Source organism: Acinetobacter sp. MF4642 (genome assembly GCF_002018925.1).
In the GTDB taxonomy this organism is placed as follows: domain Bacteria; phylum Pseudomonadota; class Gammaproteobacteria; order Pseudomonadales; family Moraxellaceae; genus Acinetobacter; species Acinetobacter johnsonii.
The window spans coordinates 1-20,115 of the sequence record NZ_MVON01000026.1 but is presented as its reverse complement, the minus strand read 5'-3'; the positions used below and the strand labels follow the sequence as shown (position 1 = coordinate 20,115).

General features: G+C 41.7%; 17 protein-coding genes. 9 read left to right on the top strand and 8 right to left on the bottom strand.

The features are described 5' to 3' along the window. Positions 1-5 precede the first annotated feature (5 nt). Complete coding sequence (gene tsf / locus MF4642_RS12795) at positions 6-881, bottom strand: translation elongation factor Ts (RefSeq protein WP_078426466.1); 876 nt, start codon at positions 879-881, stop codon at positions 6-8. Between the two features lie 141 nt (positions 882-1,022). Next, positions 1,023-1,772: a 30S ribosomal protein S2 gene (gene rpsB / locus MF4642_RS12790; RefSeq protein ID WP_004982536.1), complete on the bottom strand. Its 750-nt coding sequence runs from the start codon at positions 1,770-1,772 to the stop codon at positions 1,023-1,025. A 207-nt stretch (positions 1,773-1,979) separates the two neighbouring features. Here rpsB and map point away from each other — a divergent pair, with 207 nt between their 5' ends. The 5 genes from map to MF4642_RS12770 all read left to right on the top strand — a co-directional run bounded on the left by map (position 1,980) and on the right by MF4642_RS12770 (position 6,818). Beyond that, positions 1,980-2,807, top strand: a complete 828-nt coding sequence (map, locus tag MF4642_RS12785; RefSeq protein ID WP_078426465.1) for a type I methionyl aminopeptidase — start codon at positions 1,980-1,982, stop codon at positions 2,805-2,807. A gap of 328 nt (positions 2,808-3,135) precedes the next feature. Further along, positions 3,136-4,206, top strand: coding sequence for an OmpW/AlkL family protein (locus MF4642_RS12780; RefSeq protein WP_078426464.1), 1,071 nt, complete (start codon positions 3,136-3,138; stop codon positions 4,204-4,206). Between the two features lie 152 nt (positions 4,207-4,358). After that, complete coding sequence (locus tag MF4642_RS12775) at positions 4,359-5,567, top strand: MFS transporter (protein ID WP_078426463.1); 1,209 nt, start codon at positions 4,359-4,361, stop codon at positions 5,565-5,567. Further along, complete coding sequence (locus MF4642_RS17265; RefSeq protein WP_264754338.1) at positions 5,560-5,694, top strand: hypothetical protein; 135 nt, start codon at positions 5,560-5,562, stop codon at positions 5,692-5,694. The genes MF4642_RS12775 and MF4642_RS17265 overlap by 8 nt, the downstream gene beginning before the upstream one ends. A 167-nt stretch (positions 5,695-5,861) precedes the next feature. Further along, positions 5,862-6,818 carry a TauD/TfdA dioxygenase family protein gene (locus MF4642_RS12770; RefSeq protein WP_078426462.1) on the top strand — a complete coding sequence of 319 codons (957 nt, stop codon included), beginning with the start codon at positions 5,862-5,864 and terminating at the stop codon, positions 6,816-6,818. Positions 6,819-6,938: 120 nt separating this feature from the next. Here the strand turns inward: MF4642_RS12770 and serC are convergent, their stop codons facing one another. After that, positions 6,939-8,018, bottom strand: coding sequence for a 3-phosphoserine/phosphohydroxythreonine transaminase (gene serC / locus MF4642_RS12765; RefSeq protein ID WP_078426461.1), 1,080 nt, complete (start codon positions 8,016-8,018; stop codon positions 6,939-6,941). 341 nt (positions 8,019-8,359) lie between these two features. On the opposite strand from serC, the gene MF4642_RS12760 reads away from it, so the two are divergent. Genes MF4642_RS12760 through MF4642_RS12745 form a run of 4 tightly spaced genes read left to right on the top strand, consistent with a single transcriptional unit; the run spans position 8,360 to position 13,262 of the window. Beyond that, entirely contained in the window at positions 8,360-9,877 is a 1,518-nt protein-coding gene (locus MF4642_RS12760) for a TolC family protein (RefSeq protein WP_101495451.1), read from the top strand. Positions 9,878-9,898: 21 nt separating this feature from the next. Then, complete coding sequence (locus tag MF4642_RS12755) at positions 9,899-11,047, top strand: HlyD family secretion protein (RefSeq protein ID WP_078426460.1); 1,149 nt, start codon at positions 9,899-9,901, stop codon at positions 11,045-11,047. Further along, positions 11,047-12,177, top strand: a complete 1,131-nt coding sequence (locus MF4642_RS12750; protein ID WP_078426459.1) for an ABC transporter permease — start codon at positions 11,047-11,049, stop codon at positions 12,175-12,177. Before MF4642_RS12755 ends, MF4642_RS12750 begins: the two co-directional genes overlap by 1 nt. Continuing rightward, positions 12,174-13,262 carry an ABC transporter permease gene (locus MF4642_RS12745; protein ID WP_078426458.1) on the top strand — a complete coding sequence of 363 codons (1,089 nt, stop codon included), beginning with the start codon at positions 12,174-12,176 and terminating at the stop codon, positions 13,260-13,262. The genes MF4642_RS12750 and MF4642_RS12745 overlap by 4 nt, the downstream gene beginning before the upstream one ends. Before the next feature lie 33 nt (positions 13,263-13,295). Here the strand turns inward: MF4642_RS12745 and MF4642_RS12740 are convergent, their stop codons facing one another. The 5 genes from MF4642_RS12740 to MF4642_RS12720 form a co-directional block, all read right to left on the bottom strand. Continuing rightward, entirely contained in the window at positions 13,296-13,739 is a 444-nt protein-coding gene (locus MF4642_RS12740) for a DUF3887 domain-containing protein (RefSeq protein WP_078426457.1), read from the bottom strand. A 73-nt stretch (positions 13,740-13,812) separates the two neighbouring features. Continuing rightward, positions 13,813-16,794 (bottom strand): DNA gyrase subunit A, encoded by a 2,982-nt coding sequence (gyrA, locus tag MF4642_RS12735; RefSeq protein ID WP_078426456.1) that lies wholly within the window; start codon positions 16,792-16,794, stop codon positions 13,813-13,815. A 306-nt stretch (positions 16,795-17,100) separates the two neighbouring features. Further along, positions 17,101-17,709 (bottom strand): hypothetical protein, encoded by a 609-nt coding sequence (locus MF4642_RS12730; RefSeq protein WP_078426479.1) that lies wholly within the window; start codon positions 17,707-17,709, stop codon positions 17,101-17,103. Positions 17,710-18,006: 297 nt separating this feature from the next. Next, a complete protein-coding gene (locus tag MF4642_RS12725; RefSeq protein ID WP_078426455.1) occupies positions 18,007-18,942 on the bottom strand; it encodes an FAD-binding protein in 936 nt (311 codons plus the stop codon). A 17-nt stretch (positions 18,943-18,959) separates the two neighbouring features. Next, positions 18,960-19,712, bottom strand: a complete 753-nt coding sequence (locus MF4642_RS12720) for an electron transfer flavoprotein subunit beta/FixA family protein (RefSeq protein WP_005400499.1) — start codon at positions 19,710-19,712, stop codon at positions 18,960-18,962. Between the last annotated feature and the right edge of the window lie 403 nt (positions 19,713-20,115).

The following is a 20,115-nucleotide window of genomic DNA, read 5'->3' as shown; positions in this document are numbered from 1 at the left end:
TTCAATTATTTTGCAGCAGCTTGAGCAGCAGCAACTTCTTCAGCGAAAGAAAGTTCAACTTTTTTCTCAATACCTTCACCCACTTCAAAGCGAGCGAATTGAACAACTGTAGTACCAGTTGCTTTAAGAACGTCAGCAACTTTCTTGTCGTTGTCGATTACGTACATTTGACGATCAAGAGCAACTTCGTTCAAGTATTTCTCAACTGAACCAGTGACCATTTTCTCAACGATGTTTGCAGGCTTACCAGATTCGATTGCTTTAGCTTCAGCAATTTCTTTCTCTTTAGCGATAAGTTCAGCAGATACACCTTCAGCAGAGACAGCAACTGGATTGAACGCAGCAACGTGCATTGCAATACCTTTACCAGTCGCAGCATCACCAGTGTAAGATACAACAACACCGATTTTTAAACCGTGTTTGTAAACTGCAAGGTTTTCGCCTTCAATGATTTGAGCACGACGAACTTGGATGTTTTCACCGATTTTTTGAACAAGAGCAATACGCGCTTCTTCTACAGTTGCACCATCTTCAAGTTTCAATTCAGCAATTTTAGCAGCATCAGTTTCGCCAGCAGCTAACGCAGCAGCAGCAACTTGAGCAGAGAAACCAGCAAAGTTTTCGTCTTTAGCAACGAAGTCAGTTTGGCAGTTTACTTCTAAAAGAAGCGCTTTGTTACCGTCTTGAGCGATAGTGATTGCGCCATCAGCTGCAATGTTACCCGCTTTTTTAGCCGCTTTAGCTTGACCAGATTTACGAAGGTTATCAATCGCTAATTCGATGTCACCATTCGCTTCTGTTAATGCTTTTTTACATTCCATCATTGCAAGACCAGTACGATCGCGCAATTCTTTAACCATGCTTGCTGTAACTGCAGTCATGTCAATCTCCTAAATACGGTAGAAAATGAATTCTTTTTAGAACAGAAACGGCCCAGAGCTGTCTCTTGGGCCGTCTGCATACATGACGCTTACTTTGCCACCAGCACATGTCGCAAAAATGACAAGCTTACGTCAAACGCATTAAGCCTCAGGAGCTTCTTTAGCTTCTTCAACTTTAGCTTGTGCATTTGCTTGTGATTGAGCATATTCTTTACCAGCAAGAATCGCATCAGCCATAGCAGAAGCATACAAAGTAACTGCACGGATCGCATCGTCATTACCCGGGATAACGTAGTCTACGTTGTCTGGGTTAGAGTTTGTATCAACGATACCGATTACAGGAATACCAAGGTTTTTAGCTTCTTTAATTGCAATTGCTTCGTGATCAACGTCGATTACGAATAATGCGTCAGGTAAACCACCCATGTTCTTAACGCCGCCTAAAGCGCGTTCAAGTTTTTCCATCTCACGAGTACGCTCTAAAGCTTCACGTTTAGTAAGCTTAGCGAAAGTACCATCTTGAGATTGAGTTTGAAGATCTTTAAGACGGTTGATAGATTGGCGAAGTGTTTTCCAGTTCGTCAACATACCACCTAACCAACGGTGATCAACATATGGTTGACCAGCACGTTGTGCTTGTTCACGGATGATGTTAGAAGCAGCACGTTTCGTACCAACAAACAATACTTTATTCTTTTTGCTAGCAAGGTTGTTAACAAAGTTCAAAGCATCATTTAACGCAGGAACAGTGTGCTCAAGGTTGATGATGTGAATTTTGTTACGCGCACCAAAGATGTATTGACGCATCTTTGGGTTCCAGAAACGTGTTTGGTGACCGAAGTGTGCGCCTGCTTGAAGAAGGTCGCGCATGCTTACGTTGTAATCTGCCATTTTCTTTACCTTAAAGTTTGGGTTAGGCCTCCATATATCCGCATCCTCCACCCTAACGGGCACCCAGAGAAATGTGTCGATATATGTGCGGATTTTATTGCCCCATCGCACAAAGCCCGTGAAATTTATTCACGAAAAAGCATTTGATAAAATGGGCGGCTATTTATACCATAGTCACACACAAATTTCCAAAAGTTTTTAGAGATCATGAACAGTACTTACGAAGCACCCCGTCGACTCATCAAAAGCGCTGAAGACATCGAAAAGATGCGTGTGGCTGGACGACTGGCGGCTGAAGTCTTGGATATGATCAAGCCACATATTAAACCAGGTGTGACTACACTTGAGTTAGATACGATTTGTCACGATTATATTGTCAATAAACAAGACGCTATTCCAGCATGTTTAGGTTACGGTGCAGCACCGGGTCGCCCTGCTTTCCAACATGTGATCTGTACTTCTGTAAACCATGTGGTCTGTCACGGCATTCCTTCAGATGCAAAAGTGTTGAAAAAAGGCGATATTTTAAATATTGATGTGACGGTCATTAAAGATGGTTTCCACGGCGATACCAACATGATGTACATCGTGGGTGGCGAAACTTCTATTCTCGCGAATCGTTTATGTAAAGTGGCACAAGAAGCGATGTACCGTGGAATAGCAACAGTGAAGCCAGGTTCAACCATTGGCGACATTGGTCACGCCATTCAACAATATGTCGAATCGGAACGTTTCGGTGTCGTGCGTGAATATTGTGGTCACGGTATTGGGACTGTGTTCCATGACGAACCTCAAGTCTTACACTATGGTCAACCAAACTCAGGCATGATTTTAGAAGAAGGCATGACCTTTACCATTGAACCAATGGTCAATGGTGGTGACTGGAAAACTAGATTACTGGGCGATAAATGGACGGTAGTGACCAAAGACCATAGTTTGTCTGCACAGTATGAACATACGTTGTTGGTCACTAAAAACGGGGTTGAAGTATTAACTGCACGTCCTGAAGAAGATTTATCACGTTTTCAGTCTTAAATGATGTCATTGGCATGAATTATGATGCCATCTGTCAAAAAGGCCACCTACTGGTGGTCTTTTTTATGACTAAGTAAATATTGGATTTGAAATTTTTTCTTTATTTTACAAACAGCTAGAATCAAAAAATATTCAACAGTAGCTTTCTATTACATTCATTCACCTGTAACAAAGATTGCAAGCTAGTAACATGATCACACAAAACAGGTTTTGACATTCACAAATGTCAAAAACACATGTCCTTCAAAAACAACAGCTTTATCGTAGCAGCAACCTTAATAATACGCTCTATAAAAACGAATAGCTAATTTGGACATGGAGTCCCAGAATGAAAAAAACATTGCTTTGTGTAGCAACGTCTATTGCTGCTTTACCTATGCTCACACATGCAGATTCACCTTATTTTAGTCTACAAGATGGTGATGGATTTAAACGCTTTTCTGTATCGGTCGGTGCTTTACATGTCATGCCACAAGGTAAAGCTCAACCTTTCCGAGTTAACACATCGGTTAAAGAAGGCGAAACTGCAAAAGTTGGAGATATCAAAGCACAAACGGTGCTCGACAATATCAAGCCAGGAAGTAGCGTCAATCCTCTCTTAAAGGCTACTCTTGATGGGCTAGCTTTAATTAATGCTGATGTCCCCTCAGCATTAAGTGGGACTGCTGAAATCCGTGGACTCAGTCAATGGGACAACCCTGGTACGGGTTTAGAAGCCGATGATGTCACCACATTGGGCATCATGACTAATTACTTTTTTACCGACAATATTTCTTTTGAAATGAAAGCAGGGATTCCACCTAAAGTCGATTTACAAGGTAAAGGAAAAATTTATGCGCCTTTTTCAGCAACTGCAACACCTATGGGCGGAGCTTTAGGAAATTTAGAACTTGAAAATGATATTTTCATTACCGATTTGGAAGCACACGGCCCTGCGGCATCTGCACGTGCGTGGACACCTGCTTTCGAGTTCCAATATCACTTTGGTAAAACAGGTGTGAATAAATTCCGCCCCTATGTCGGTGTTGGAATGATGTATGCCTACTTTAATGAGTTGGAAATTAACCCACAAACTGAAAAAGACTTGATTGCAGCAGGTCATATGATTGCCAATATTAAAGAAGGAAATGCTGGCGCATCACTTGAAGGGAAAAAAAGTTCAGCTAATCCCAAAGTTAAGCTAGAAGCAACTGATGCCTTCGCCCCTATTGCAACCGTCGGTTTCACCTATGACTTTAATGATAAATGGTTTGCTGTCGGTTCCGTGTCCTATGCTCATCTTAAAAATGAAACCACGATTACCGTCAAAGATGCTACGCACGGTGAACTGATCAAATCTACAGCCGATATTGAAATTAACCCGATTCTGGCTTATGCAGGGGTCGGCTACCGGTTCTAAGCTTCAAACAACTAGCAAAAAGACGACACCAAGTCGTCTTTTTTCATGAATATTCATTGTTTTTATTGATCAAATAGTAAATTTTTTATCATCGCTTTCAGCAAATAATTCACTTAATATAGCGAACTCTAAGCTCATTTTTTGGTTGAAATATGTCAGAAACTCGTTTTTCCAAACCGCTGATTTATATGCTCATTGGAAGTGCAATAATTCTGGCATTATCACTAGGTGTCCGACATGGCTTTGGACTCTACCTTGTGCCTATGAGTGATGAGTTTGGCTGGGGACATAATGTTTTTAGTCTAGCGATTGCGATGCAAAACCTGATTTGGGGCGCTGCGCAACCCTTTACAGGTGCATTAGCAGATAAATATGGCTCTAAAATCGTGGTTGCCGTCGGTGGTGTGTTGTATACCATCGGTTTGCTGCTCATGGCAGTCAGCTCTACGGGTTGGTTACTCAACTTAAGTGTCGGTCTTATTTTGGGCCTAGCATTATCTGCGACCTCTTTTTCTGTATTGTTATCCGCGGTGGGTCGTGCTGCACCGCCTGAAAAACGTAGCCTTGCTATGGGCATTGCCAGTGCAGCGGGTTCTTTTGGGCAGTTCATTATGCTGCCGTCAACCTTACTGCTGCTACAAAACTTTGGCTGGTCTGCGGCGCTGGTCGTTAGTGCAATTTTAATTGCGATGATTGTTCCACTGGCCTGGATGCTCAAAGCTCCCGCCTTTGTTGTACCGAATGCGTCAACCAACCAAGTTCAGCTCAGCTTTAAAGATATCTTAGTGATTGCGAAAAACCATAAACCATTTTGGTTCCTATCACTCGGTTTTTTGGTCTGTGGCTTCCAAGTGGTCTTTATAGGTATCCATTTACCTGGCTATTTGATTGACCATGGTTTTAATGCAACCACAGGAACCGTTTTCTTGGCGCTGGTCGGTTTATTTAATATCGTTGGCACTTACACTGCGGGTTGGCTAGGTGGGAAATATTCTAAACCAAAGTTGCTGATGGGCTTATATGGGCTCAGAGGCATTGCGATTATTGCCTTTTTGATGCTCCCGCTCAGCACCCTCACCATCTATAGCTTTGGTGTGGTGATGGGTTTATTATGGTTATCTACAGTGCCTTTGACCAACGGTATTGTGGCCAATATGTTTGGTATTAAATACCTCAGCATGCTGAGCGGCATCGTGTTCTTTACCCATCAAGTTGGTTCATTTTTCGGTGGATGGCTGGGTGGTGTGAACCATGACGTGACAGGTAATTATGACTTGATTTGGCTGTTCTCTATTATTCTGAGTGTTTTTGGCGTACTGGTACATTTCTTTGTCGATGAAAAGGCGGTTGTCCATGACTAATTCATTTTTATGGCTCAAGTGTGTTATCGGCATTAGCATCGTTGCTTTGTTTGCTCTGGCGATTAGCCTTTGGCTGAATACACCTGACCTGTTTGAGTATTTTAATCAGGCGTTTTGCGCACATTAAATCTGCTCATTTTGAGCTAAATATTTCATTATAAAAGAAAAGTAATACAATCATTAGCTTAGTATTTTTTAAGTTTTTTCATAAGTTTAGAACTTCTTTTAATTTTAAGATTACACATATTTTGATTACATTTTCTCTAGACCTCATATCTAGAGAAAATAATCAAAATGACCGCACTAACCCAACTTTCACAAGCAATTCATGATGCCCCGCGTTGGCATCAACCTGAACAATTTCAAAATCCAGAAGAAATACAAATTATCCCACTGGCGGAAGAAGCCTTAGGTGCTGTGGTTTTTGGTTTAGATGCCCGTAAAGCTCAAGCAGGAGAAACCATTTACCGCTTGAAACAAGCTTTGGCTGAACATCTAATTTTAATTTTTAAAAACCAAACTTTGGATGATCTGCAATATTTAGCCTTTGCCAGTTATTTTGGTTCTATTTTCCGCCCAAGTGCGGACAATCCTGTGCTGGCTAGCCAGACTGACACTGGTGTTCCACCCGATGTAGTTCCTGTTTCCAATGCGGTCGGTCAAGGCGACTACACTGGCCATGGCGAACTCACCCCACATGCCGATCACCAGTGGACACCTCTTCCCTCTTTAGGCTCTCTGCTCTATGCCCTTGAGCTTCCTCCAGACGGCGGACAAACCTCTTGGTTCAATACCATCAAAGCCTATGATGCGCTTCCCAATGACGTCAAAAAGCAGATCGACCAACTACAACTGATTACTTATAACCCATTCGTCCGTGCGCAAAGTAATACAGGCAATACAGGTTATGGAGACAGCCCTTATTATCGCTTTAAAGATCAACCCATTTTAGGTCATGCCTATCCGCATCCCTTAGTCCGCACACATCCAGAATCTGGACGTAAAGCGCTTTGGCTCAATACCCGTTCGGAAGTTGAATTACTCAATGTTGATGATACCGAAGGCAGCGAATTGATTGCTGAACTTCGTGCGCACATCCTCAAACCTGAGTTTCGCTATGAACATCACTGGGAAACTGGAGATATTGTCTTTTGGGATAATCAGGTGACACTACATTCACGTCGCACCTTTCCTGTCGATCAACGTCGCTTACTCAAACGTATTAGTCTTGCAGGTGGGCGTCCTTACTAAGCGATAAATAAAATGAATGATTTATTGGTATGACACCAAAATGTCACGATTGTTTTAGATAATCTGTTAAAAAACCAATAAAAAAGCCCATCGTTTGATGGGCTTTTTTATTTCTATGACTTAAGCATTGCGTTTCGCAAAGTCATCCATAAAATTCACTAACGCTTGAACGCCTTCTAGTGGAACCGCATTGTAAATGCTTGCGCGCATCCCACCAACTGAACGGTGACCTGCAAGGTTCAACAAATGGTTTTCTTCAGCTTCTTTGAGGAAGAGTTTTTCTAAATCTGGATTCGCCAAAGTAAAAGGCACATTCATAATTGAACGGTTTTGCACAGCAATTGGATTTGCATAAAAATCGCTTGCATCGATATAACCATAAAGCAGTTTCGCCTTTTCAAGGTTCACTTTATGAATCGCTTCAACACCGCCTTGTTCAAGTAGCCATTCAAACACCAGACCGGACAAGTACCATGCATAGGTCGACGGTGTATTCACCATCGAATCATTCTTCGCTTGTGAAGCGTATTTCAAAATACTTGGAATTTCAGGTTTGGCTTGATCTAGCAGATCTTCACGAACAATAACCAAGGTTAAACCCGCTGGGCCAATGTTCTTTTGCGCGCCTGCATAAATGATACCAAATTTAGTCACATCAACAGGTGCAGACAAAATACTTGAAGACAAGTCTGCAACCAATGGCGCATTGGTTTCTGGAATAGCCGAAAACTGAAGACCACCAATCGTTTCATTATCTACATAATGCACATAAGCCGCATCTTGAGATAAGTTCCAAGTGCTTGAGTCTGCAATGGTAAGTTTTCCATCAATTTGCGTACCTGCTTCAATGACGTTGATATCGCCATAGCGCTGCGCTTCTTTCAGTGCTTTCTCAGACCAAATTCCAGTATGGATATAGTCCGCTTTGCTGTTTTTACCCAACAAATTTAAAGGAATAGCGGAGAACTGAAGTGAAGCACCACCTTGAAGGAACAAGACTTTATAGTTCTCTGGAATGTTCATGAGTTTACGTAAATCTGCTTCTGCTTTTTCAGCCACAGCAACATAGTCTTTACTACGGTGACTCATTTCCATGATGGAAAGACCTTTGCCTTGCCAATCAAGCATTTCAGCTTGTGCTTTTTCTAAAACGGCAGTAGGTAATGCAGCAGGACCAGCACAGAAGTTGTACGCGCGCATGATTTTTCCTTTCAAAGTGAAACACAATAAAATGATGGCATTTAACCACAGATAGCCAGTGCTTGCAGTAAATTCAACTGAAAATATTTCAATGTAATCTCACCTTTACAGTCAAAAACTCAATCAAGATCAACGATCCAGTTTGAACTCAGCATTCCTCAATCAATTACAGCAGCGCTTTCCGATTCACCAAAGCTCAAACGAAAGCATTTCCTTTGCTTAAAAATGTCGCTAATCTATTGATATACAGTTGCAAATTAAACAATTCAGTAACTGAGTCAGCATTCAGAACAGTTAGATTATGCGTATAATGTGCAAAAACATAGAAAAGAGTCGTGCTCATGCCACAAAGACTATTCAACATGCTTAATACACCAGCCAACAAATTCTTATTGCGTACATCACTACCATCAATCTTGTCATTAAGCATGTTCGGTCTCAGTCTCGGAATCAGCTCGACGACTTTTGCTGCATCTATCAGCTATCAACAAGCTGAGCAAAGTGTGTTACAAGACTCGTTTAGCACACAGGCCACCCAAGCCTTACAACAAGCCTCAAAACTAGAAGCTGAAGCGGTCAAAGGTTTGGGGCTACCCCGTATCGATCTGAACGTACGTGCTTATGCTTTTCATAATGAGCTGGATGTACCTCTTGGTGCACTCAAAAATAATTTAGAACACACACTAACTGACGGTGTAGCCACAAAAATTGATGAGTGGCAAAACACCTATCCAAATTTGGGCGATTTAAGTGGTTTAGAACAAGGTATTGATCAAACCATCCATAATGGTGTCGGGCTTATTCCGAATAGTTCGCAAATTACCTTAGAAGATCAAGTCATACGCCCAACCATTTCTGCAATGATGCCGCTTTATACAGGCGGATTAACCTCAAGTGCGAAACAAGTCGCCAATATCAAAGCCAAACGTAGCGAACTCAACAGCAAACAACAGCAAGACCTACAACGCTTTGAGCTGATTCAAGCCTATTTCAATGTTCAACTGCAAAAACAGTTACTCGCATCTAGCCAATATAATTGGCATGCAATGCAAAAACACTATGACAATGCACTTAAACTTGAACAACAGGGCTTTATTAGTAAAGGCCAGCGCATGCAATTTGAAGTGGCAAAAAACAATGCACAACGCAGTGAGCAAGCCAGTCAGGCCAATTTAAAAGCCAGTTTATTTCAGTTGAATAACCTTTTGCAAAGCAGCCAAATTACTGAGCTCACCACACCACTCTTTATTAACAGTACCCAAAACCAAGATCTGAATACCCTACTCAGGTCATATGCAGATCAATCGGCTTTAGTACAAAAACTGCAAATGGACACTCAATTGGCACAAGCCAATGTCACCGCACAAAACGCCGCCAAGAAACCCCATATTTTTGCCTTTGGTGAATACAGTCTGGATGACAAAAATAACTGGATCGTTGGCTTAGCCGCACAGTACAATCTGTTTTCAGGCATTGATAAAAACAAAAATGTCCAAGCAGCTGAATTACAACGCTATGCTTCTGAACTGATGACAGCACGGACTAAACAAGAAATTGAAAATGTGATTTATAAATCGTATAGCGAAGCCACCACAGCGCAGCAAAGTGATCAGTTATTACAGCAAAATATAAAAGCAGCGCAAGAAAATTTACGTATACAAGAACTGTCCTTTAAAGAAGATATGGGAACAGCGACCCAAGTGATCGATGCACAAAATATGCTCAGCGCTTTAAAAGCAGAAACCGCACTGAATGCCTATAAATATGTCATGTCACTGGCGACGCTTCTACAAAGTCATGGTTCGATCCATCAGTTCCAAACCTATCTTCTGCAACCCAATACACGATTTATTCGTTAATTCTTTGATGAGAGCCATTTAATGAATCAAGATCAAAACCAATCTGATCCGCAAAAACCTGAAAAACAAGAAGATCAAGCGGTGCCATCAACAGAGGAATTAACCACAAATGATACTCAAGAGCAGGCACAGACTGAGAGCGAACAGATTGAGCCAGCATCAGTCAATACGAACACCGAGCAAAAGTCCAAAGCGATCAAGCTAATTGGGGGGCTTGCTCTCATCATTCTATTCATCGTGATTGCTTTTGGACTGTGGAAGGTCTATCAACCGAAAACGGTTGAAATCCAAGGTCGAGTTGAAGCAGAAACGATCCATGTTAGCACCAAAGTGCCCAGTCGAATTGATGAAATCTATGTCCATGACGGACAGAAGATCAGCAAAAACCAAGAACTCGTTCGACTGTATAGCCCTGAAGTCGATGCCAAAAAACAGCAAGCACTGGCCAGCTTACAGGCTGCCTTAGCACTCCAGTCCACCGCTGACCGTGGCTCTCAGGAAGAAAATATTGCGAGTTTATACGCCAACTGGCAAGCACTGAAAGCACAGCAAACTTTGGCACAAACCACCTATCAACGTGGTGCAAACTTGTACCAACAAGGTGTCATCTCACGCCAACGTCGTGATGAAATGCATGCTGCGGCGCAATCAGCTGCTCAAATGACAGAAGCGGCATATCAACAGTATGCTCGGGCTGAACGTGGCAGCACTCCACAGCAAAAAAGTTCAGCAGATGCGCAAGTGCAAATTGCAAAAGCAGCTGTTGCTGAAGTCAATGCACTTGAAGCTGAAACCAAACTACTCTCACCCATTGACGGTACTGTCTCTAAAACTTATGGCAAACCCTCTGAATTGGTAGCGATGGGTGTGCCGATTGTCAGTATTATTCAAGATCGCGAGCTTTGGGTATCACTGAATATTCGTGAAGACCAATACGCCAACATCTATCAAGCAAAACAAATTGAAGGCTTTATTCCAGCCTTAAACCTGAATACAAACTTTAATATTAAGAATATTGATGCCGAAGGCGAATTTGCCACGATTAAGACCACACGCCAAACAGGAGGCTATGACATTCGTAGCTTTAAAGTTCATTTGACGCCTTCGCAAGCTATTCCAGACCTAAAAGTTGGCATGAGTGTGTTGTTTAAAGTCAAAGAGAGCAAATAATGCTAAGGGGACTACTGCGGGAACTGAACTATTTACTCAAACATAAGTGGGATCTATGTTTAGTCACGCTTGCCCCACTGTTTATTATCGTACTGTTTTCCAGCATGTTTGCCCAAGGTAAACCCGAACATTTGCCTATTGCGATTATTGATCAGGACCAAAGTGAGCTAAGCCAAAACATACAGCGCTACTTAAGACTCAACCATACTTTAGATGTCGCCATCGTCAGTGATCAAAATACCGAAGTTGAAAAGTTGCTGAACCAAACCAAAGTTTGGGGTTACGTCAGTATTCCCAATGGGGCCGAACAACGTTTTGTTCAAGCTAAAGATGCTGAAATCAGCATCGCCTATAACCAAAGTTACTTTAGTGTGGGTAACACCATTTCATCAGCCATGTTACTCAGCACAGTTGAAGCCATGGCAGACTATGCTGGTGAAAGCTATTTAAAAAATACTATTCCTTATTTAGATGTACCTACACCACACGTTAAAATTTCGACCTTATACAACCCAAATTTGAGTTATGAGTTCTATTTAGAACCCTTTATGATTCCTGCGATTTTACATTTACTGCTCTGCTGCTGTGTCGCGTTTTCAGTCGGTCAGGAATTTAAGTTTCATACAACGCAAAACTGGCTAAACAATCAATCCGCTTTTAAAGCTATCCTCTCTAAGAATCTGACCTATGTTCTAATTTTTAGCTTATGGACATGGGCGTGGATGTTTTGGCTGATTGAGATTCGCGGTTGGTTTGTCGCAGGTCAACTTTGGTTGATTATGTTGGGACAGCTTTTATTTTATAGTGCCTATGCCTTGATCAGTAGCACCATTGTTTTAGCCACCAACAACTTATCTAAAACCTTTGGTTTAATTGCTGTGTATGGCGGCTCTTCGCTCAGTTTTGCAGGAGTGACGCTCCCCTTAAATAACGCACCACTGTTTACCAAATTTTGGGCCAATATTATCCCTTACACACCTTATGCCAAACTACAAACCGAACAATGGGTCATTGGTAGCCCAATTAGTTCATCGCTATTGCCTTTACTCATACTTATCCTCTATGTGGTCTTTTACGCTGTGACCTCTGTCCTGCTGCTCAAAAAACGAAGCAAAGGAGCAGTGTCATGAAGTCATTTTTGCACTATTACCTCAAGACATTTAAAGACATTATCGCCAATCAGTCGATTTTAACCACGCTCATCCTCTCGGTGATTTTCTATAGTGTTTTCTATCCGACTGCCTACAAAGCACAGCAAGCAGAAGCTTTGCCGATTGTAATTGTGGATGAAGAACAAAGTATCGTGACCAATAACATCATTCAGCAAGTTTCGCTCAGTCCAAATGTTGAAGTGAAAGCTGTGACGGGTAATTTCCTCGATGCTGAAAATATGATTAAACAACAGCAAGCCGATGGTATTTTGCTCTTACCCGAAAATCTTTCCAACAGTCTTCGGCATGGCGAAGTCGGTGGGATTGGGCTCTATCTCAGCGCGGCAAACTTTTTAAAAACTAAGCAAATTGGACTAGGTCTCGCTACCTCAATTGAAAATGCTGTACGCGAGCATGTGGAAAAATTTGGCAATATTTCGCACTTTTCTCCAGCCATTTCCATTCATCAAACACCGCTTTTTAACACAATGTCGGGTTATGGCAGTTATATTTTCCCTGCTATTGCTCCGCTGATTATTCATCAAACCATCGTGCTCGGTTTAGGGATGTTATTGGCCGGATACCGCGAACAGAAATGGCGACCAACGACGACGGAATTTTTTGCGATTTTTTGCACCATTCTGACCATTGGTATGCTCGGTTGTTTATATTTATTTGGCTTTATTTATTGGTTAAATGACTACCCACATGGGGGAAATTTTAGTGGCATGTTACTGGCCGTGCCGATTTTTATAGGCTGTATCGTGGCTTTAGGCATGTTGATTTCAACATTTTTCGATATGCCTGAGCGTGCAGGACATGTCATTGTATTTACCTCTATTCCGCTATTTCTACTTTCAGGAACAGCATGGCCACACGCCGCAATGCCCGCTTGGATGCAATACTTGGGCAATGTTTTGCCATCGACCCAAGGGATTCAAATGTTTATTCAACTGAACCAAATGGGTGTACCAACTACACTTATTCTGCCGAAACTACTCTATCTCTTTGTGTTTGGTATAGCTTGCGCAGCATTTGCTTATTGGCGTCTCAAGCATCGCTAAATTTTAGAACGTATTGATAACAATCCTACCAATTTAATCCGTTGAGGCCCCATAAAGTTTGACATCAAAGCTGCGAATTTTTGTGTTTCCGCCTGCTTTATCAAAACCAACATCGTATTGAACTAGGTTTTTATTGCTATAAGCATACTCATAGGTAACTGCATACAAACTTGGTTTTTCCGTCGACTTTTCAATGTGTTTCGATACAATTTTTTGAGTCGTTATGGCTTGTTTAGGAATCGATTTTGCAAATTTGCGCATGTCTTTTTCATGAGTTTTAAATTCACGCTGTAACTCTGGCTCAAAATAAGTATAGAGCTGCGGAAAATCCCCCTGAGTAAAGGCTTGATAAGCTTGCTGAGCCACTTTCTCTTGAGCAGGACTCGGATTTGGAATCGAATCCAATGCCTGTTGTCCCAATTTATCACACGCTGTTAAAGCCAACGCACAACTCAAAACCAGTAATTTTGCTTTCATAAAATCTTATCCACCACTAGGTCATCGCCAATATGAAAAAGGACGCCGAAGCGCCCTTTTCTTTTTCATTCAGTTAGTCTTCGTTCGATGTATTGGTATCTGTTGTATTTTCAGATGCATCTACATTTACTTCGTCAACCACAGTTTCTTCAGTTGTTTCAATAGAAGCATCTAAAATATCATCTTCGACTTCAACTGCTTCAACAGCAACGACACCGACCAAGATCTCTTCATTACCTAAACGAATCAGACGTACACCTTGTGCATTACGCCCTGTTCTAGCAACTTCAGAGGCACGAGTACGAACTAAAGTACCGCCATCAGAAATCAACATCAACTCTTTAGATTCATCAATTGCAACCGCACCGACCAACTCACCGTTACGTTCAGATGTTTTGATGGCAATAACACCTTTACCACCACGTTTCTTGGTTGGGAAGTCATCAACAGGCGTACGTTTCCCATAACCATTTGCAGAAGCACACAGTACTTCGCCAGTTTCAGGTACAACAACTAATGAAACAATACGGCTCGCCACATTTAAATCAGAAGATTCTTCATCCTCTGAATCTGTGTCAGTTTCAACATCATCTTCGACCTGGGCTGCAGCTAAAGTGACACGCATACCACGCACCCCTTTTGCAGTACGTCCCATCACACGTGCATCAGTTTCAGAGAAGCGAATTGCTTTACCTTCATTTGAGAACAACATGATTTGCTGTTCGCCATCGGTGATTGCAACACCAATCAAAGTATCTTCTTCTTTTAGCTCAATTGCACGTAAGCCGTTTGAACGAACATTACTAAATTGTTCTAATTCAACACGCTTGACTGTACCAGATGCAGTTGCCATAAATACAAAGAAGTTCTTACGCATTTTCTCTGCAAGATCAGCAAATTCAACAACCGTTTCATTGTCCAAATCAGTTGTTGAAAGCTCAACACCCAACTCTTTCAATTGCTTACGTAATGCATCAGAAAGTTCATCAGCATCTTCAGCCAACTCATCGAATGAAGCTTTTAACGCTTCATAATGCGCGTCGATCATACTATTTTCACGTAATGTCGCGACATTGCTACGCACAAAGTTTTTGAACTCAGCTAAGCGTTCTTTAAATTTCTTCGGTGCATCAATCACTGGAAGAATTGCTGTGATTGTCTCATCGGCATCCAGTGGCAATAAGTTCACCATTGGGCGACCTTTTGAACCACGCGATGCTTGAGGCACTTCAAACACTCTCAGGCGATAGACTTTACCAACATTGGTAAAGCACAACACTGTGGCATGGTTAGAGGTCACAATCAGATGCTGGATGTAATCATCTTCTTTCATCGATGTCGCAGATTTACCACGTCCACCACGACGCTGTGCAGCATAGTCTGAAAGCGGTTGCGTTTTCGCATAACCTGTTTTTGAAACAGTCAGTACCACTTGCTCTTCAGGAATTAAATCTTCACGCGAGAAGTCAATACGAGACTCAACAATTGCGGTACGACGAGCATCACCGTATTGTTGCAAAATTAAAGCTAATTCTTCTTTAATCACTGCCATCAATAAATTGAAGTCATTTAAAATCGCTGTGAGTTCAGCAATTTGACCTAAAATTTCAGTATATTCAGATTGTAACTTGTCTTGTTCAAGACCCGTTAAACGGTGCAAACGAAGCTCAAGAATCGCACCGACTTGCGCAGGCGATAAACGATATATCTGACCATCTAAACCAAACGGGCGGCTTGGATCTTCACCTTCAATTTCGTCGGGACGTACAGAAACAGAACCTGCTTTTTCAAGCAGTGCAATTACATTCCCAGCTGCCCACTCACCTGCTTGTAAACGCTCACGCGCCTCAGCTGGGTTTGCAGAAGTTTTAATGGTTTCAATGATCGCATCAATATTTGCTAATGCTACCGTCAAACCTTCTAAAATATGACCACGTTCACGTGCTTTGCGCAACTCAAACATCGTACGACGCGTCACTACTTCTTGGCGGTGACGAATAAATGCCGCAACAATGTCTTTCAAGTTCATTAACTTTGGTTGGCCGTTGTCTAAGCACACCATGTTAATGCTGAAAGAGTTTTCCAACTGCGTGTTTTGGAATAAGTTATTTACCACAACTTCAGCGTTTTCACCACGCTTTAAGTCGATCGCAATACGCATCCCGTCTTTGTCAGATTCGTCACGTAGCTCAGAAATACCTTCCAGTTTTTTCTCTTTCACCAACTCAGCGATACGTTCAATCGTTCTTGCTTTGTTGACTTGATATGGAATTTCTGTGAAAACGATCGTGGTACGACCTGTTTTTTGGTCTTCTTCAAAGTGGTATTTACCACGAATATGCAAACGACCTTTACCCGTACGGTAAGCATCAACAATGCCCGCTTTACCGTAAATAATGCCACCAGTAGGAAAGTCTGGACCCGAAATATATTCCATCAATCCTTCAATTGAAATATTTGGGTTTTCAGCATAGGCCAAACAAGCGTTCACTACTTCAGTCATGTTGTGCGGCGCCATATTGGTCGCCATACCCACCGCAATACCTGTAGTACCGTTAATCAGTAAGTTAGGAATACGCGTTGGCATCACTTGCGGAATACGTTCAGAGCCGTCGTAGTTGTCTTCCCAATCCACCGTATCTTTTTCAAGATCGGCAAGAATTTCATGAGTTAACTTACGCATACGAACTTCGGTATAACGCATCGCAGCTGCGCTATCGCCATCGACCGAACCAAAGTTCCCCTGACCATCAACCAATTGATAACGCAAGCTAAAGTCTTGAGCCATACGGACAATGGTTTCATAAACAGCAGAATCACCGTGTGGGTGATATTTACCGATCACATCACCAACCACGCGGGCAGACTTTTTATAAGCTTTGTTGTAGTCATTACCCAATTCGTGCATTGCATAAAGCACACGACGATGAACAGGTTTTAGACCATCTCGAACATCTGGCAAAGCACGAGAAACAATCACGCTCATTGCATAGTCAAGATACGAGTTCTTGAGTTCATCCTCAATCGCAATCGGTCTGATTTCCGATACGCTCATGCATACTCCTTATTCTACAAACGTAAAACCGCTTGCATTTATATGTCGTAAAACTTGCAAAATTATTAGTTCAAAATACTGAACTAAAAACTGAAATATAGCCATAAATTATAGCATAAACACTCTGATTTTTGTGGCACGTCACCACAGTTAATCTCGTTAATTTTCTTTAATTTAGGGGTTATTTTTTACACATGTATAGGATGTACATTTACAGCTCCATCACATTCCCCATCAGCGTTGCATAAAATGCAAAAAAGCCCTCATTTTTGAGAGCTTTAAGCCATGTCTTGCCTATCTTTGGACTTACTGATCGATCCCTTGCTTATCGCGCTGCATAATATGAAATGCAACCATAAACAAACCCAGTATTAAAGGAAACTCATACAGCTCTTCCATAAGGTCTTTATAAGCAATCTGATGTAAGAAAATTCCACCATAAATGCGGCTGTGCTCAATGCCGTCAGAAATAATCAATCCCAACACCGTGAGCAGCATTGCCCAAGCAGGGATCGTCATGCTCTTCATTTTTATCGCAATCTCATCGCGCAGTGGTTTAACCAATAACATAAATACGACTGAACCAATCAAAACCACCGAGATGCCACGAAAATATACTTTTGGGACTTCGGGAAAATAGTCTCTCCCCCAACTGGTGCTACGCCCAAATAGAAGCAACCACCACAGTACAGCCCAGATCCAAAAATACTTTTTACCATCAGGAAGATGCATCGGTTGCATGTAAAAATAGCTAAATACAGCAAATATCAATAAAAGTAACGCTTGAATATTTTCCACGCCACGTACAACAGCACCACCTAAAAGTGGAAACTGCAGATCAGCTAAAAATGGAAAAATTAGACACAGAACAGCAAGGATCAGAACAGACCAAGATACGCGAGTATCAATCAGCAAGATTACAACTCCCAACTTAACAAAAAATGTTTTGTGTAAGTTAAGCTTAAAAATGGATGGCAAATAGTATCATAAATCTGAATATTCAGATGCACACTCATCTAAAGAAATGCTTAAATTTTCATTATTATTTGCAGAATACAAGGACTTAAAATAACAAAATAAATATCGAGTGATTTTAATTTTTTACAATATTAAAGAACAGCTTTAGCACATAAAAAAACGCTCCTGCACATAGCAGTTAAGCATTGCTTAAACTGCTTGCACAAAAGCGTTTTTTTGAAACGTTGTCAGGAATTAGATTTTAGATACTAACTCTGGAACAACGGTATTCAAATCACCTACTAACCAGTAATCTGCTACTGCATTGATCGGTGCTTCTTCGTCTTTGTTGATCGCAACGATCACTTTAGAGTCTTTCATACCTGCCAAGTGCTGGATCGCACCAGAGATACCTACAGCGATATACAGATCAGGCGCAACAATTTTACCTGTTTGGCCTACTTGCATGTCGTTTGGAACGAAGCCAGCGTCAACCGCAGCACGTGATGCACCTTGAGCGGCGCCCAATTTGTCAGCCAATGGATCTAGAACAGTATGGTAGTTTTCACCTGAACCCACACCACGACCACCTGAAACCACGATACGCGCAGCAGTTAATTCTGGGCGTTCAGATTTTACGATCTCTTCAGCAACAAACTTAGAGATACCCGCATTTTTTGCTTCGCTTACAGCTTCAACCGCAGCAGAACCACCTTCAGCAGCGACAGGGTCAAATGCTGTACCACGTACAGTACCAACAATGATTGCTTCATCAGACTGAACTGTTGCAATCGCGTTACCTGCATAGATTGGACGCTTGAACGTATTTGCAGATTCAACAGCAATGATGTCTGTAATCATGCTGACATCAAGAAGTGCAGCCACACGTGGAAGAATATTCTTACCCGTTGTAGTTGATGCAGCCAATACGTGTTTGAAACCACCTTTAGCAATATCTGCAACCAAAGCTGCAACGTTTTCAGCCAATTGGTTTGCGTAAACTGCGTTGTCAGCAAGTAATACTTTGCTTACACCCGCAACTTTTGCAGCAGCATCAGCAACAGCTTGAGCGCCAGAACCAGCAACTAATACAGTGATATCACCACCGATTTTTTGAGCTGCAGCAACAACGTTTAAAGTTGCACCATTTAGTGCTTTGTTGTCGTGCTCAGCGATAACTAAAATACTCATGATTTTATCCTTCTGTATTAGATCACTTTCGCTTCATTTTTTAGTTTTTCTACAAGTTCGTCTACAGACTTCACTTGTACGCCAGCTTTACGTTCAGCAGGCGCTTCAACTTTAACTGTTTTAAGTTTAGTTGTTGTAGAAACACCAAAATCAGCAGGAGACTTGGTATCCAGCGGTTTTTTACGCGCTTTCATGATGTTTGGAAGAGCAGCATAACGTGGCTCGTTCAAACGTAAGTCAGTGGTGATGATCGCTGGAAGTGCAAGTTCAACAGTTTGTAAACCACCGTCGATTTCACGAGTTACTTGTACTTTGTCGCCATCAACTTTAACTTCAGAAGCAAAAGTACCTTGACCTGCACCTAGAAGCGCACCAAGCATTTGGCCGACTTGGTTAGAGTCATCGTCAATTGCTTGCTTACCAAGAAGAATCAACTGAGGTTGTTCAGCGTCAACAACGCCTTTCAACACTTTCGCAATTTCTAAAGCACCCAGTTGGCTGTCATCAGCTTCAACTAAAATACCGCGGTCAGCACCAAGCGCCATTGCAGAACGGATTTGCTCTTGCGCTTCTTTAGGACCAATAGAAACAACGATGATTTCTGAAACAGTTCCTTTTTCTTTTAAGCGAACCGCTTCTTCCACTGCGATTTCACAGAATGGGTTAATTGACATTTTAACGTTGGTTAAGTCAACACCACTGTTGTCCGGCTTAACGCGAACTTTAACGTTGGCATCAACCACACGTTTTACAGCAACAAGAGCCTTCATGTAATCCTCGGCTGTTTTAGCAAATGTAAATGTTGAGAAAAGTTAGTTTAACTCTTCACTTAAATTTTTTTAGGTGCCCTATCTTGCAATGTGTACGGCATTTCGGTCAAGTCACAATTCACCAAAGAGCTGTAAAAATGCGTAAATTTAGCTGAACGACGCGTTCATACTTTTTTGTACGCACTATATTTGCACAAAATCGCACTCAGATTAAGTTATGATTTTTATTATATTTTTATTTGATTTACATTATTCAAAGATTTGATTTCTTTTCTCTAGGGTCTGTTGAGAATTACCGAGAGTTAATTAAACTCGCGCACAGTTGAATCATGGCTTCAAAACTCGTATCTGTTTTACAACTACGCATCGCTATACGTTTAAATTCTTTTAACTTACAGAAATA

Coding starts and splice junctions, on each gene's coding strand:
- MF4642_RS12740 (WP_078426457.1), bottom strand. CDS start 13,739: ATGAAAGCAAAATTACTGGTTTTGAGTTGTGCGTTGGCTTTAACAGCG.
- map (WP_078426465.1), top strand. CDS start 1,980: ATGAACAGTACTTACGAAGCACCCCGTCGACTCATCAAAAGCGCTGAA.
- MF4642_RS12725 (WP_078426455.1), bottom strand. CDS start 18,942: ATGAGTATTTTAGTTATCGCTGAGCACGACAACAAAGCACTAAATGGT.
- MF4642_RS12745 (WP_078426458.1), top strand. CDS start 12,174: ATGAAGTCATTTTTGCACTATTACCTCAAGACATTTAAAGACATTATC.
- MF4642_RS12720 (WP_005400499.1), bottom strand. CDS start 19,712: ATGAAGGCTCTTGTTGCTGTAAAACGTGTGGTTGATGCCAACGTTAAA.
- MF4642_RS12750 (WP_078426459.1), top strand. CDS start 11,047: ATGCTAAGGGGACTACTGCGGGAACTGAACTATTTACTCAAACATAAG.
- MF4642_RS12755 (WP_078426460.1), top strand. CDS start 9,899: ATGAATCAAGATCAAAACCAATCTGATCCGCAAAAACCTGAAAAACAA.
- MF4642_RS12780 (WP_078426464.1), top strand. CDS start 3,136: ATGAAAAAAACATTGCTTTGTGTAGCAACGTCTATTGCTGCTTTACCT.
- MF4642_RS12775 (WP_078426463.1), top strand. CDS start 4,359: ATGTCAGAAACTCGTTTTTCCAAACCGCTGATTTATATGCTCATTGGA.
- serC (WP_078426461.1), bottom strand. CDS start 8,018: ATGCGCGCGTACAACTTCTGTGCTGGTCCTGCTGCATTACCTACTGCC.
- rpsB (WP_004982536.1), bottom strand. CDS start 1,772: ATGGCAGATTACAACGTAAGCATGCGCGACCTTCTTCAAGCAGGCGCA.
- tsf (WP_078426466.1), bottom strand. CDS start 881: ATGACTGCAGTTACAGCAAGCATGGTTAAAGAATTGCGCGATCGTACT.
- MF4642_RS17265 (WP_264754338.1), top strand. CDS start 5,560: ATGACTAATTCATTTTTATGGCTCAAGTGTGTTATCGGCATTAGCATC.
- gyrA (WP_078426456.1), bottom strand. CDS start 16,794: ATGAGCGTATCGGAAATCAGACCGATTGCGATTGAGGATGAACTCAAG.
- MF4642_RS12760 (WP_101495451.1), top strand. CDS start 8,360: ATGCCACAAAGACTATTCAACATGCTTAATACACCAGCCAACAAATTC.
- MF4642_RS12770 (WP_078426462.1), top strand. CDS start 5,862: ATGACCGCACTAACCCAACTTTCACAAGCAATTCATGATGCCCCGCGT.